This is a genomic window from Streptomyces alkaliterrae (assembly GCF_007097205.2).
GTDB classification, from domain to species: Bacteria; Actinomycetota; Actinomycetes; order Streptomycetales; family Streptomycetaceae; genus Streptomyces; species Streptomyces alkaliterrae.
Genome location: NZ_VJYK02000150.1, coordinates 1 through 13,460 on the forward strand (window position 1 = coordinate 1; position 13,460 = coordinate 13,460).

Below are 13,460 nucleotides of genomic sequence, written 5' to 3' on the forward strand. Positions count from 1 at the left end.
GTGTCCTGGACCGCCTGCGAGCCGTAGCCGACCCTCCGAGAGGACCCTCCGATGCCCGTCACCCGTACCCGCTTCCGCGCCCGCCGTGCGGCGGGACCGCTTGTCGCACTGGCGACGGCGGTCTCGCTGCTGCTGGCCGGCTGCGGCTACGGCTCGCAGGCGGTCCAGGACACCACGCCCCGGGCCAGCGGGCCCAAGACCGGCGGACTGGACGAGGTGCGCATCGGCTTCTTCGCCAACGTCACCCACGCCACCGCGCTGGTGGGCCTGGGCGCCGGCGGCCGGATCCAGAAGGAACTCGGCGGCACGCAGGTCAAGCCGTACCTGTTCAACGCCGGGCCCTCGGCGATCGAGGCGCTGAACGCCGGGTCGGTCGACCTCACCTGGATCGGTCCGTCCCCGGCCGTCAACGGCTATGTGAAGGCGGGCGGCCGCAACCTGCGGATCGTGGCCGGCGCCACCTCCGGCGGCGCTTCCCTGGTGGTCGACCCCGACCGGGTGAAGTCGGTCGCCGACCTCAAGGGCAAGCGGATCGCCACCCCGCAGCACGGCAACACCCAGGACGTGGCCCTGCTCAACTTCCTCGCCGAACGCGGCCACAAGGTCGACCCCGACAGCGGCCGCGGCGACGTCCTTGTCGTCCGCCAGGACAACAAGGAGATCCCCACCACCTTCCAGCAGGGCGGCATCGACGGCGCCTGGGTGCCCGAACCGACCGCGTCCGCCGTGGTCAGCAGGGGCGGGAAGGTACTCGTCGACGAGCGCGACCTGTGGGACGACGGCAAGTTCGTCACCACCCACCTGGTCGCCTCCCAGCGGTTCCTCAAGGAGCACCCGGACGTCGTCGAGGCGGTTGTCCGGGGCGCGCTCCGCACGAACGCCTGGATCAACGACAACCCCGAGCAGGCGCGCGGCCAGGTCAACGCCGCGCTGGAACGCCACGGCGGCCGGCCGCTGCCCGACGAGGTGCTGCGCCCGGCGTTCGAGGCCATCGAGGTCACCGACGACCCGCTCGCCTCGACCCTGCGCGAGCAGGCCGAACACGCCCGCGAGGCAGGCCTGTTGGACAAGTCCGACCTCAACGGAATCTACGACCTGCGCATCCTCGACCGGGTCCGGAAGGCCGAGGGTCTGCCCCCGGTGGACGACGCCGGCCTGGGCGTCAGTTGAGAACCGACCGCAGCCACAAGCCCCAGGAGGTGACCCCGATGTCCACGACTCTCCTTTCGACACCGGCCGACGAGCAGGTCGAGGCCGGATACGCCGCGCGCATCAGCCACGTCTCGAAGTCCTTCGGCCGGGCGGGCCGGCAACAGCTGGTACTCGACGACATCAGCGTGGATGTCGCACCCGGTGAGTTCGTCACCCTGCTCGGTGCCTCCGGTTGCGGCAAGTCCACCCTGCTCAACCTCGTGGCCGGGCTGGACAAGCCGACGTCCGGCACCATCGACGTGCCGGGCGGACGGGCCGCGCTGATGTTCCAGGAGCACGCCCTGTTCCCGTGGCTGACCGCCGGCCGCAACATCGAACTCGCCCTGAAGATGCGCGGGTTGCCGAAGTCGGAGCGACGCCAGGAGGCCGAGCGGCTGCTGGAGCTCGTCCGGCTCGGCGGCGCCCACGGCAAGCGGGTGCACGAGCTGTCCGGCGGTATGCGGCAGCGCGTCGCCCTCGCCCGGGCACTCGCCCAGGACAGCCGGCTGCTGCTGATGGACGAGCCGTTCGCCGCGCTGGACGCCATCACCCGTGACGTGCTGCACGAGGAACTGACCCGGGTGTGGAGCGAGACGAAGGTCTCGGTCCTGTTCGTGACGCACAACGTGCGGGAGGCGGTGCGGCTCGCGCAGCGGGTCGTGCTGCTGTCCTCCCGCCCGGGGCGCGTCGCCCGCGAATGGCGGGTGGACATCCCGCAGCCGCGCCGCATCGAGGACGCCGCGGTGGCGAACCTGTCCATCGAGATCACCGAGCAACTACGGGGAGAGATCCGCCGCCATGGCCAGCACTGAGACGACAAAGCCGTCCGGCGCGGGACGGGACGAGACGTCCTCCGAGGACTCTCCCGAGCAGCGCTCCGGCAACGACCTGGCAGGTCTGGAGGCCGGCCTCGACGCGTTGGAGAGCCCGACCGCCACCCGCACCCCGCTCGGCCGGGTCCTGCTCGGCAAGGCGGTACCGCCGCTGGTGGCCGTCGCGCTGGTCATCGTGCTGTGGCAGCTGGCGTACTCGCTGAACCTCAAGGAGGACTACCAGCTGCCCAGCCCGCTCCAGGTCGGCGACGCCATCCGCGACCTGTGGCTGAAGGGCACCCTGCTGGACTTCGTGTGGACATCCGTCTCGCGCGGTCTGCTGGGCTTTGTGGTGGCCATCGCGATCGGCACCCCGCTGGGGCTGCTGGTGGCCAAGGTGCGGTTCGTGCGTGCCGCGATCGGACCGATCCTCACCGGCCTCCAGTCGCTGCCGTCGGTGGCCTGGGTGCCGGCCGCGATCATCTGGTTCGGGCTGACCGACTCGATGATCTACGCCGTGGTGCTGCTGGGCGCGGTGCCCTCGATCGCCAACGGGCTGGTCTCCGGCATCGACCAGGTGCCGCCGCTGTACCTGCGGGCCGGTCGGGTCATCGGCGCGACGGGCTTCGCGGGAGTGCGGCACGTGCTGCTGCCGGCGGCGCTGCCCGGCTACCTCGCCGGACTCAAGCAGGGCTGGGCGTTCTCCTGGCGGTCGCTGATGGCCGCAGAGATCATCGCCCACTCCCCCGACCTGGGCGCGGGACTCGGCCAGTTGCTGGAGAACGGACGCACCTACCAGGACATGTCCATGGTGCTCAGCGCCATCCTGCTGATCCTCGTGGTGGGCATCGCCATCGACCTGCTGGTGTTCGCGCCCCTTGAACGACGGGTGCTGCGCAGCCGAGGCCTGCTCGTCAACCGCTGACCCGCCCCTGACCGCCCGCCCCGCCGGACGCAACGAACGGAACCACCGCCATGCGCCACCAGGACAGCCCGGCGCTGCTTGTCGTCGCCCACGGCAGCCGGGACCCCCGCCACGCGGCGACGGTCACCGCGCTGTGCGCGCGGGTGCGCGCGCTGCGGCCCGGGCTGCGGGTCGCCGTCGGCTACCTGGACTTCAACGCGCCCAGCGTGCCGCAGGTCCTGGAACGTCTCCACGCCGAGGGCGTGCGCGAGGTCACCGCGGTACCGCTGCTCCTGACCAGGGCCTTCCATGCCAAAGCCGACATCCCCGCCGTGCTGCGGGAGGCCGGGGCACGGCTGCCCCGCCTGTCGGTCCGCCAGGCCGACGTACTCGGCCCGGACCGCCTGCTCACGGCGGCGCTCGACCGGCGGCTGGCACAGGCCGGGGTGGCGCCCGGCGAGATCGGCTCGACCGGGGTCGTACTGGCCTCGGCGGGCTCCACGGACCCGGAGGCGATCGCAGTGATCGCTGAAATCGCGCGGGAGTGGCGGCGTACCACCGGTTGGTGCGCCGTGCGGCCTGCGTTCGCCTCCGCGTCGCCGCCCCACCCGGCCGACGCCGTCCGCGCGCTGCGCGCGGAGGGTGTCGGCCGGGTGGCGGTGGCGCCCTACGTCATCGCGCCGGGCCGGCTGCCGGACCGCATCGCGGCCGGCGCCGCCGAGGCCGGCGCCGACATCCTCGCCCCGGTACTCGGCGACGCCCCGGAACTGGCCCGCCTCCTCCTCCACCGCTACACCGCGGCCACCCTCGCCGCAGAACGCCCGGTCCTCACCGCTCTCTCCGCCTGAGCGGCGGCCGGCGGCGGGCTCAGCTCCTGTCCGAGCGGCCGCCGATCACGCGGCGGGGCAGCGGGCTGGAGTAGACGACGCTGGTCGTGACGTGGCCGAGGGTCGCCATCCGGCCGGTCACCTCCTCCAGGTGGCGCATGGATCGGGTGGCCACCTTCAGGACGAAGCAGTCCTCGCCGGTGACGTGGTGGGCCTCCAGAATCTCCGGGGTCACGTCCAGCAGGTGGTGCAGCGGCTTGTAGTTGGATGTCGGATGGCGCAGTCGGACGAAGGCGAGCACGGCGAGCCCCAGCTTCTCCGGCTCCACCACCGCCGCGTAGCCGGTGATCACGCCGCGCTCCTCCAGGCGGCGCACACGTTCGGTGACCGCGCTCGGCGACATGGCGACGGCCCGGGCCAACTCGGCGTAGGAGGCGCGACCGTCGCGCTGAAGCGCGGCGAGCAGCCGGAGGTCGGTGTCGTCCAGGGATTCGGCGGTCATGGCGCCATGATGCCAGGGTTTCCCCGGTACATGGCATGGTGCGCCGGGGAAGAGACCTGCCCCTCCGGGCGCGGCACTCGTAGTCTGCCGATCATGACAACCACAGCCCACGGTGGCCTCACGGCCGCCGACTTCTTCGCCGCCCGACTCGCCTTCCAGACCGACGTGGCCGACGTGCACACCGCGCTGTCCGGCGACGACGATCCGGGCTTCGCACTGGTCGACTCCCGCTCGGCGCAGGCGTGGCGGCAGGGCCGCATCCCGGGTGCGCTGCACCTGCCCACCGCGGAGATCACCGCGCGTGCCTCCGCTCTTGTGCCGCTCGACCGCCCGGTGGTCACCTACTGCTGGGGCCCGGGCTGCAACGGCGCGACGAGAGCCGCCCTGGAGTTCGCCCGACTCGGCTACCGGGTGCGGGAGATGCTCGGCGGCGTCGAGTACTGGATACGGGAGGGGCTGCCGGTCGCGACCGACAGCGGCACCGTGCGGCAGCCGGTCGATCCGCTGACCGGGCCGGCCGCCGACCAGTGCGGCTGCTGATCGACCGTCAGTCGCGGAACAGGTGCGCGTGTTCGCGGGCCCACTGGGCGAATGTGCGGGGCGGGCGGCCGGTCAGCTCCTCGACCGTCGGCAGCACGGTGTAGGAGATCTCCGGTGCGTTGCCGTGCACCTCGACGAAGAACTCGATCGTCTCCTGCGAGTGTCCCTCCTCGGCCCAGCGGCGGCGGGCCACGGCCTCGCTCAGCTCGATGTACTCGATCGGCCGGCCGACCGCCTCGGCGAGCAGGCGCACCTTCTCCGGGCGGGTCAGCGCCTCGGGTCCGGTGATGGTGAGGGTACGTCCGGCGTGGCCGTCCTCGGTGAGGGCGACCGCCGCCACGGCGGCGATGTCTGCCTCGTGGACCAGGGCGCTCCGGGTGTGGGCGAAGGGTTCGCGGACGACACCCTCGGCCCGTACGCTCTCCGTCCAGTCCCGGATGTTTGCCATGAACTCGACGGGCTGCAGGCGGGTCCAGTGCAGGTCGCTCGCGGCCAGCGCCTCCTCGACCGGTCCCGGGTAGCCGCTCTGGAGCACGGTGACGCGGCGTACTCCCGCGGCGGCGGCCAGGGCGACGAGGTCCGGGCCGGTCGTCAGCGGCGTGTAGGCGTTGTCGCCGAAGGTGATCAGGTGCACTCCGGTGACGCCGACGAGGGCGGGGGCGACCGTCTCCGGGTCGCCCAGGTCGCCGGCGACCACCTCGACCTTGTCGGGCAGGTCCGCCCGCGCCGGGTCGCGGGTGAGCGCCCGTACCTGGTGTCCGGCAGCCAGCAGTTGGTCCACCAGGTGGCGGCCGACGGTTCCGGTGGCTCCGGTGACGAGATAGGTCATGTCTCTCCCTGGGCAGACGGTGGCTTCCCCAACACCTCGAACGGTAGGGGGTGTTCCGGACAGCTTCTGTCCGCAGCCCGGGTTTCGCCGTCGGCGATCACGCGCTGGGCGTGCCGGACCGTTCCTAGCTCCCGGACGCGGGGAGAGTGGGAGCATGCGACTTCTGCTGCTGGGCGGTACGGACTTCGTGGGACGTGTCATCGCCGAGGAGGCGGTGGCGCGGGGCTGGCGGGTCACGGTCTTCAGCCGGGGCAACCGCTCCTGCCCCGAAGGCGCCTCGGCTCTGTTCGGCGACCGCACCCGGCCGGACGGCCTGGCCGCGCTGGCGGTCGGCGAGTGGGACGCGGTGGTGGACACCTGGATCGGTGCGCCCCGGGTGGTGCGCGAGTCGGCACGGCTGCTGGCGGGCCGGGTGCGCCACTTCGGCTACGTCTCCAGCCGCTCGGTGCATCCGCTGCCGCAACCGCCGGGCGCCGACGAGAGCGCACCCGTCGTCGACGCCGCCCCGGAGGGCGAGGAGGGCGACTACGCCCACAACAAGCGCGGCGGAGAACTGGCCGCCGTGGAGGTCTTCGGGGACGGCGCGCTGCTGGTGCGCGCCGGGCTGGTGCTCGGCAGGTACGAGAACGCCGGGCGGCTGCCGTGGTGGCTGCGGCGCGTCGCACGGGGCGGCCGGATTCTCGCCCCCGGCCCACCCGACCTGCCCCTCCAGTACGTCGACGTCCGCGATCTGGCCGCCTGGACACTCGACCGACTGGCCGCCGCTGCGGGCGGCCCGTACAACGTGGTCTCCCCCTCCGGCCACACCACCATGGGCGGGTTGTTGGCCGCGTGCAGGGAGGTCACCGGGGCCGACGCCCGACTGGAGTGGTTGACGCCAGAGGAGGTCGGCGTGTCGGGGCTCGAGCCGTGGCGGGAGCTGCCGATCTACCTGCCGCCCGGAGAGACGCACGACTCGCTGCACCGGGCGGACGTCTCCAAGGCCGTGGCCGCCGGGCTGCGCTGCCGGCCCGTCGAGGAGACCGTCGCCGACACCTGGGAGTGGCTGCGGCGGGAGCGGCCGACCACGGCGGCCACCCGGCCGCCGGTGGGGATGTCGGCGGAGGCGGAGCAGGCGGCGCTGCGGCGCTTCCGCCCCTGATCAACGACCGCGGCGCGCGGTCGCCCGCCGTCCCTCGGGGACGACGGGCGACCGGCTCAACCGCTCACACGGTGTCACTCACCGACGCGCAGCAGCAGGTTGGGCGTGCCCTCGCTGGGGTTGCTGATGGCGTCCGGCGTGGCGCCCTCGGTCAGCGCGGTGGCCACGTCGGCCGGGCTGGCGTCCGGGTTGTCCGCCAGGTGCAGCGCGGCGGCACCGACGACGTGCGGGGTCGCCATCGAGGTGCCGGAGATCGTGCGCACCGCGTCGTCGCCACCGATCCAGGGAGCGGTGATGTCGGAGCCCGGCGCGTAGAGGTCCACGATCGCGCCGTGGTTGGAGAAGTCCGACTGCTCGTCGGCGTCGGTGCTGGAGGCGACCGTGATGGCCTCCTCCACCCGGGCCGGCGAGACCTTGGAGGCGTCGCTGGACTCGTTGCCCGCGGCGACCCCGTAGGTGATGCCCGCCTCGATGGACTTGCGGACGGCGGCGTCCAGCGCCTCGTCCGCGCCGCCGCCGAGCGACATGTTCGCCACCGACGGGCCCTCGGCGTTCTCCGTCACCCAGTCGATGCCGGCGACGACGCCCTCGGTGGTGCCCGAGCCGTTGTCGTCCAGCACCCGGACGGCAACGATCTTCGCCTTCTTGGCGACGCCGTGCGCGGCGCCGGCTATGGTGCCGGCGACGTGGGTGCCGTGGCCGTTGCCGTCGTCGGCGCTGTCGTCGCCGTCGATGGCGTCGAAGCCGTGCTCCGCGCGGCCCTCGAAGTCCTTGTGGTCGATGTTCACACCGGTGTCGATGACGTAGGCGGTGACGCCCTCACCGCCGTGGTCGGGGTAGGTGTAGGCGTTGTCGCCCTCGGTCTCCGCCTGGTCGATGCGGTCCAGGCCCCAGGACGGCGGGTTCTGCTGGGTCTCGCTGATGGAGAAGCGCTTGTTCTGCACGACCTTCTCCACTGCCGGGTCGGCGGCGAGGCGACGGGCCTCGGTTTCGCTGAGCCCCTTGGCGGAGAAGCCGTTGACGGCGGACTCGTAGGTCATACCGACCTCGCCGCCGTACTTGTCGGCCAGCTTCTCGCCGGAGTCGGCGCTGTTCACCCGGCCGTCCTTGAGCATGACGATGTAGCTGCCGTCGATCGCGCCCTTGGCGCCGGCACCGTGGACGGTGCCCTCGGCGGGAGAGGCACCGGCCGGCAGGGCCAGCAGGGTTCCGCCTGCCGCCACCGCGATGGCGGCGGTTGTGGCCAGGGTGAGGCGACTGCGCTTGTTGCGCTTCCTGCGCTGGTGGTTCGCCATGACGAGGGATCCTCCTCGTTTCCGTGATGTGGGGGGCGGGCTGCCACGTGGGGCGGCAGCGACCGAGCCTTGGTCGAGGACCGGGTGCACTCCGGTCCGGACTCGGATGGCTCGCCACCATGACGGAGGTGGCCGCGCTCGCTCAAGCACTGCGAGGCGGTGTGACATACGCAACTTCATTGCGTAACTCCATAGAACGATAAGGAGTTTGAAATCGGTCACCACGGGCGTGTCCAGCCCGGGAGCCCCCGAGCGGTCACGAACTGGTCACGTTTTGGTCTAGGCGGTCCACTCGGCGAGAGTGGTGACGGTCCGCCAGTTCCGACTGGTGTGGACGCGGTTGTCCAGCGCCCGGCCGAGCGCGTCGGCGAGTCGGCTTCGTCCCTGTCCGTCCGGATACCACGCGTGGATCTCGCGTCCGAGGACGCGGAACTCCTCGGGTGCGAACCCCGACGCGTCCAGAGCGGCCAGGCGTTCACCGTCGGGCGGCGCGTCGAGGAAGTACACCAGCACCCGCGTGGGCTGTTCGTCGGCCACGGGGTAGGGGCGGGCCCGTACCGTGGCCGCCAACTCCGCGCCCGTCCTCACCAGGCAGCGGACAGGGAAGCCGAAGCGAGCGGCCAGCGCCGCCTCCAACGCAGCGGCGAGCTCCGCCGGCGGGGTGGTCTCCGTGGTGAAGACGAGGTTGCCGCTGGCCAGATGGGTGCGCACATCGCGCCAGCCCAGGCCGGTCGCGACCTCCCGCAGGTCGGCCATCGGGACCTTCCGACGGCCGCCGACGTTGATGCCTCTGAGCAGGGCCGCGTACACGGTGGTTGTGGTCATCGCCGCAGACTAGGTCCTGCCGCCGACAACGGGCCGGCGCCGTGCGGCACCGGCCCGCGTGACGTCGTGGAGTCAGGGGCGGACCGGTAGTTCGGCCTCGATGAGGTCGGCGGCGGAGGTGGTGCCGCCCTCGGCGCGGGTGCGTTCCGCGACAGCGGCCCAGCGCGCGGGCATCTCCTGGTCTCCGGTCAGCTGCTCGAACGCCTCCCGCAGCGCCTGCGGCGTTGCCGCCTCGGTCTCCAGTCTGCGCGCCACGCCCAGCGACTCCAGCATCTCGGCGTTGCCGTACTGGTCGACCGCCTGCGGTACGGCGATCATCGGCACCCGGCAGACCAGGCCCTCCTGGCTGCCGCCCATACCGGCATGGGTGACAAACAGGTCCGCCTCACGCAGGATCGCCAACTGCGGGACCCAGGAGTGGACCTCGAAGTTGGCCGGAATCGGCCCCAGCTCCTCCTCGGTGACGTGGCGGCCGATCTGGAGCACCACATGCCAACCGGGCAACCCGCCGAACGCCGCCACGCAGGAGCGGTAGAAGTCCGGAGCCTTGGTGAAGGCGGATCCGAGGGAGACGAGCATGACGTTCCGCGCGTCCGTCGGGCGCCGCCACTCCTCCTGTTCGGCACGCCCGGAGAGACACGGGCCGGTGAAGGTGTACACGTCCCGGTTGACCCGGTCCGCGTTCGGCTGCATGACCTCGCTGATCAGCGCGACGCAGCGGGCCGGCCGGCCGGCGAAGCGGTCCGGGTCCGGATCCGGCAGGCCGTGTTCGGTCAGCCAGTCGCGGAACCGCCGGTAGTAGGCGATGCCGCGCTCGGTCTGTCGCATGTCACGCGTCGCCGGTTCGCCCACCTCGGCCTCGTAGCCCTCCCAGGCCACCATGCTCGGGGACAGCTGGACGGCGGGCACACCCCAGGTGTGCGCGAGCACCCGCGCCGGGTAGGCGGCGATGTCGTACAGGACGAGGTCCGGCTCGTCTCCGGCGAAGGCCTCCGCGAGCTGCGGCAGGGCCCGGACGGAGTCTTCGAGGAAGATCTCCAGGGCGTCGATCAGCTCGGTGCCCCAGAAGGACGGATCGACCTTGGTGGTGATGGCGGACTCGTAGATCCTCGGCTCCGCGCCCGCCTCGGCGACCTTGTCGGCGAACTCGGCCGGAATCGCGTAGCTCACCCGGTGGCCGCGGTCGACGAGCTCGCGGATGACGTCGAGACTCGGGTTGACGTGTCCGGGAGCGGCGATGCTGAACATCGCGATGTGCGCACCGGTGGGGGTGGGGGATGGTGTACTCATGGCCTCACCATCCAACAGCCCACCGACCGGCGGCATCAACTCCGCTTGTGAACACAGTTGTTGGGACTCACCTCACGAGACAGGCCGCGCGTCCTGCCAGGCGGACTCGAACTCCTCCCGGTAGGTGTCGAAGAGGCCGCCGTCCTCCTCCGGGGGCCGCCGTTCGGCGGAGCCCTCGGGTGCCTGCCGCAGCCGCCGGGCGCCACCGCGCAGCACCAGCACCGGCGCCTCCATGCCACGGGCCCGGCGCAGATAGGACTGCACGACACCAAGCCCGTCCGGCCCGTCCCCGTCCACCAGGTACGCGGTGAAGCGCGGCGTCTCGTCGAAGACCTGGATCTCCACCGCGCTGGTGTCCCGCACCCGGGCCCGCACCCGGCGCATGTGCAGGATGTTCATCTCCACGGCGCGGCTCATCTCGCCTCGCTTCAGGCCGAGTTCGCGTTCGCGGCGGCGGACGGCGCTGGAGGCGGGGTTGAGGAACAGCAGCCGCATCCGGCAGCCGTCCTCGGCCAGCCGCACCAGCCGGCGCCCCGAGTAGTTCTGCACCAGCAGGTTGAGACCTATGCCCATCGCGTCGATGCGGCGGGCGCCGCCGAACAGGTCCTCCGCCGGCAACTGCCGCTGCAGCCGGACCCGGTCCCGGTGGACACCGACCACGTCGGCGAAACGGTCGCCGACCAGCTCCTCCACGGCGTCGACGGGCAGCCGACCGGCGGAGGGCACCTCGCCGCCCGCGCCCATCAGTTCGAGGAGCCGCGCCGAGGTGCGTTCGGCCTGGGCGAGCACCGGCGGTGGCAGCGCCCGGTTGCGGGAAACGGCGCTGCGCGCCACCTCCAGTTCGTCCAGCGCCAGTTCCAGCTCCCGGCGCTGCGCGAAGTACGGCTCGTAGCAGGGCCAGTGCTGGACGATCAGTTCGCGCAGCTGCGGCATCGTCAGGAAGGAGAGCAGGTTGTCGTCGGCCGGGTCGAGCACGTAACCCTTGCGACGACTCACCTCGCGTACCGCGACGGCCCGCTGCACCCACTCCTGGCCGGCCGGTCCGGCGGCGGCGATCACCCACTCGTCGCCGTGCACCGGCTCGTAGATCGGGCGCAGCACGCCCGCCACCACCGCGCGCAGCCGCTGCTCGACGAGATTGAGCCAGACGTAGGCCCGTCCGGCGCGCTGCGCCCTGGTGCGCACCTCCGCCCAGGCGTGCGCGTCCCAGTCCAGCTCCACGCCGATCTCCATGGGACGGGCCAGTGACACGGCCCCGGGCAGCGGATCGGCGGCACCGGCCTGACCGCTCGCACCGGCGTCCTCGGGAACACCGTTCTCACCAGGGGGGAGCTCAAGCCCTCCCGAACTCACCTGCACACCGCCTTCCGCCGCCCCCACCGGTCACCGATCCCGATCTTGCCGGACCGGGGAAGCCTACTGCGGCTCGTGGAACGTCACAGCAGTATCCCGCATCAACTGCCGTGCTTCCGCGCCTCGTCGGGAGGCAGCAGGAACACGGCGGCCGAACGCGGCGGCAGCGTCATCGCCTCGGCGCCCGCACTGGCGGCCAGCGGCAGCGCGCCCGGCGGCACGGCGGGTGAGGCGATCCGCTCCCCGAGGTTCACCGAGACCGCCAGCACGCCGTGGCGGACGGTGAGCGTGCGGGCCTCCTCGTCGTGGTCGACGCGGGTGGCGGCCAGCGGGAGTCCGGGGGCCAGGTGGGTGCGGCGGACGGCGAGCAGGGTGCGGTACCAGTCCAGCAGTTCGGCGTGCGGGGCGCGGGTCGCCTCGCTCCAGTCCAGTACCGAGCGTGCGCGGGTGGCCGGATCCTGCGGGTCGGGCACGGCGTCCGCCGACCAGCCGTGGGCGGCGAACTCCCTTCTGCGGCCCACCCGTACGGCCTCGGCGAGCTCGGGGTCGGGGTGGTCGGTGAAGTACTGCCACGGCGTGGTCGCCCCCCACTCCTCCCCCATGAACAGCATCGGGGTGAACGGCCCGCACAGCACCAGGGCGGCCGCGCACGCGGCGAGTCCGAGGTCCAGCGCTGGGGTCAGCCTGTCTCCGGTCGCCCGGTTGCCGACCTGGTCGTGGGTCTGCGCGTAGCCCAGCAGCCGGCCCGCCGGGGTGGCCGGGCGGTCCAGCGGGCGGCCGTGGCGGCGGCCCCGGAAGGCGGAGTAGGTGCCGGCGTGGAAGAAGCCGTCGGTGAGGGTGCGGGCGAGAGTGGCGAGCGGGGCGCGGGCGAAGTCCGCGTAGTAGCCGTGGGACTCCCCGGTGAGGGCGACGTGCAGGGCGTGGTGGAAGTCGTCGTTCCACTGGGCGTCCAGTCCCAGGCCGTTGAGCTCGCGCGGGGTGCAGGTGAGCGGGTCGTTCCGGTCGGACTCGGCGATCAGGAAGAGCGGGCGCCCCAGCTCCGCCGACAACTCGGCAACGGCGCTCGACAGTTGGAACAGGAAGTGTTCCGCGCGGCTGTCGGCGAGCGCGTGCACCGCGTCCAGCCTGAGGCCGTCCAGCCGGTAGTCGCGCAGGAAGGCCAGCGCGCTGCCGACGAAGTAGTCGCGGACCTCGTCCGACCCGGGCCCGTCGAGGTTGACCGCCGATCCCCAGGGGGTGTGGTAACGGTCGGTGAAGTAGGGCCCGAACTCGGGGAGTCGGTTGCCCGAGGGGCCCAGATGGTTGTGGACGACGTCGAGCACCACGCCCAGCCCGTGCCCGTGGGCGGCGTCGACGAACTCCTTCAGCCCGTCCGGGCCGCCGTAGGGCTCGTGCACCGCCCACGGTGCCACGCCGTCGTACCCCCAGCCGTGGGTCCCGGGGAAGGGGCAGACCGGCATCAGCTGCACATGGCTGACGCCCAGGTCCGCCAGATGGCCCAGTCGTCCGGCGGCGGCGGCGAACGTGCCCTCCTCGGTGAACGTGCCCACGTGCAGTTCGTAGAGGACCGCTCCGGTCAGATCGCGTCCGGGCCACGGATGGTGCCAGCGGTGGGCGGTGTGGTCGACGACCGCGCTCGGGCCCTCCGGGCCGTCCGGCTGCCGGCGCGACCGCGGATCGGGCAGAACCGGGCCGTCGTCCAGGGCGAAGCCGTAGCGGGCGCCCGCCGTGGCGGCGGCCGTGAGCCGCCACCAGCCGCTGCCCGCCGGGTCGGGTTCCATCGGTCGGGTACGGCCGTCGAGCCGGAGCTCGACGTTTCCGGCGTTCGGCGCCCACACCTCGAACAGCATGCGCCCATCGTCCGACGCCGGTGGCCGCTGTGCCAGTAGGCGCCCTCCGGCGCGCCGCCGCCCGGCACTCCTGGCGGGGTGCCGGGCGGCGGGGTGTGGGG

General features: G+C 72.5%; 13 protein-coding genes. 6 read left to right on the forward strand and 7 right to left on the reverse strand.

Annotation, left to right across the window (positions count from 1 at the left end):
• Positions 1 to 51: 51 nt before the first annotated feature.
• From FNX44_RS15305 to FNX44_RS15320, 4 genes are read left to right on the forward strand one after another with little or no spacing between them, the layout of a single operon-like run.
• A complete protein-coding gene (locus FNX44_RS15305) occupies positions 52 to 1,170 on the forward strand; it encodes an ABC transporter substrate-binding protein (RefSeq protein ID WP_143648800.1) in 1,119 nt (372 codons plus the stop codon).
• 38 nt (positions 1,171 to 1,208) lie between these two features.
• Complete coding sequence (locus FNX44_RS15310) at positions 1,209 to 2,003, forward strand: ABC transporter ATP-binding protein (RefSeq protein ID WP_153507323.1); 795 nt, start codon at positions 1,209 to 1,211, stop codon at positions 2,001 to 2,003.
• The gene (locus FNX44_RS15315) at positions 1,990 to 2,928 is read left to right on the forward strand and encodes an ABC transporter permease (protein WP_143648802.1); all 939 of its coding nucleotides are present in this window, start codon (positions 1,990 to 1,992) and stop codon (positions 2,926 to 2,928) included. Before FNX44_RS15310 ends, FNX44_RS15315 begins: the two co-directional genes overlap by 14 nt.
• 50 nt (positions 2,929 to 2,978) lie before the next feature.
• Entirely contained in the window at positions 2,979 to 3,755 is a 777-nt protein-coding gene (locus FNX44_RS15320; protein WP_143648803.1) for a sirohydrochlorin chelatase, read from the forward strand.
• 19 nt (positions 3,756 to 3,774) lie between these two features.
• On the opposite strand, the gene FNX44_RS15325 is transcribed toward FNX44_RS15320, so the two are convergent.
• Positions 3,775 to 4,236: an Lrp/AsnC family transcriptional regulator gene (locus tag FNX44_RS15325; protein ID WP_143648804.1), complete on the reverse strand. Its 462-nt coding sequence runs from the start codon at positions 4,234 to 4,236 to the stop codon at positions 3,775 to 3,777.
• A gap of 93 nt (positions 4,237 to 4,329) precedes the next feature.
• On the opposite strand from FNX44_RS15325, the gene FNX44_RS15330 reads away from it, so the two are divergent.
• On the forward strand, positions 4,330 to 4,776 hold the full coding sequence (locus FNX44_RS15330) for a rhodanese-like domain-containing protein (RefSeq protein WP_143648805.1): 447 nt from the start codon (positions 4,330 to 4,332) through the stop codon (positions 4,774 to 4,776).
• Positions 4,777 to 4,783: 7 nt separating this feature from the next.
• On the opposite strand, the gene FNX44_RS15335 is transcribed toward FNX44_RS15330, so the two are convergent.
• Complete coding sequence (locus FNX44_RS15335; protein ID WP_143648806.1) at positions 4,784 to 5,605, reverse strand: NAD(P)H-binding protein; 822 nt, start codon at positions 5,603 to 5,605, stop codon at positions 4,784 to 4,786.
• A 154-nt stretch (positions 5,606 to 5,759) separates the two neighbouring features.
• Here FNX44_RS15335 and FNX44_RS15340 point away from each other — a divergent pair, with 154 nt between their 5' ends.
• Positions 5,760 to 6,746 carry an NAD-dependent epimerase/dehydratase family protein gene (locus FNX44_RS15340; protein ID WP_143648807.1) on the forward strand — a complete coding sequence of 329 codons (987 nt, stop codon included), beginning with the start codon at positions 5,760 to 5,762 and terminating at the stop codon, positions 6,744 to 6,746.
• 74 nt (positions 6,747 to 6,820) lie between these two features.
• Here FNX44_RS15340 and FNX44_RS15345 read toward each other — a convergent pair whose 3' ends face one another.
• The 5 genes from FNX44_RS15345 to treZ form a co-directional block, all read right to left on the reverse strand.
• A complete protein-coding gene (locus FNX44_RS15345) occupies positions 6,821 to 8,041 on the reverse strand; it encodes a S8 family peptidase (RefSeq protein WP_143648808.1) in 1,221 nt (406 codons plus the stop codon).
• 279 nt (positions 8,042 to 8,320) lie between these two features.
• Positions 8,321 to 8,866 (reverse strand): DUF1697 domain-containing protein, encoded by a 546-nt coding sequence (locus FNX44_RS15350; RefSeq protein WP_143648809.1) that lies wholly within the window; start codon positions 8,864 to 8,866, stop codon positions 8,321 to 8,323.
• 72 nt (positions 8,867 to 8,938) lie between these two features.
• On the reverse strand, positions 8,939 to 10,156 hold the full coding sequence (locus FNX44_RS15355) for a macrolide family glycosyltransferase (protein ID WP_143648810.1): 1,218 nt from the start codon (positions 10,154 to 10,156) through the stop codon (positions 8,939 to 8,941).
• 72 nt (positions 10,157 to 10,228) lie between these two features.
• Positions 10,229 to 11,509 (reverse strand): DUF5919 domain-containing protein, encoded by a 1,281-nt coding sequence (locus FNX44_RS15360; RefSeq protein WP_143648811.1) that lies wholly within the window; start codon positions 11,507 to 11,509, stop codon positions 10,229 to 10,231.
• 101 nt (positions 11,510 to 11,610) lie between these two features.
• Complete coding sequence (treZ, locus tag FNX44_RS15365) at positions 11,611 to 13,359, reverse strand: malto-oligosyltrehalose trehalohydrolase (RefSeq protein WP_143648812.1); 1,749 nt, start codon at positions 13,357 to 13,359, stop codon at positions 11,611 to 11,613.
• Positions 13,360 to 13,460 lie beyond the last annotated feature (101 nt).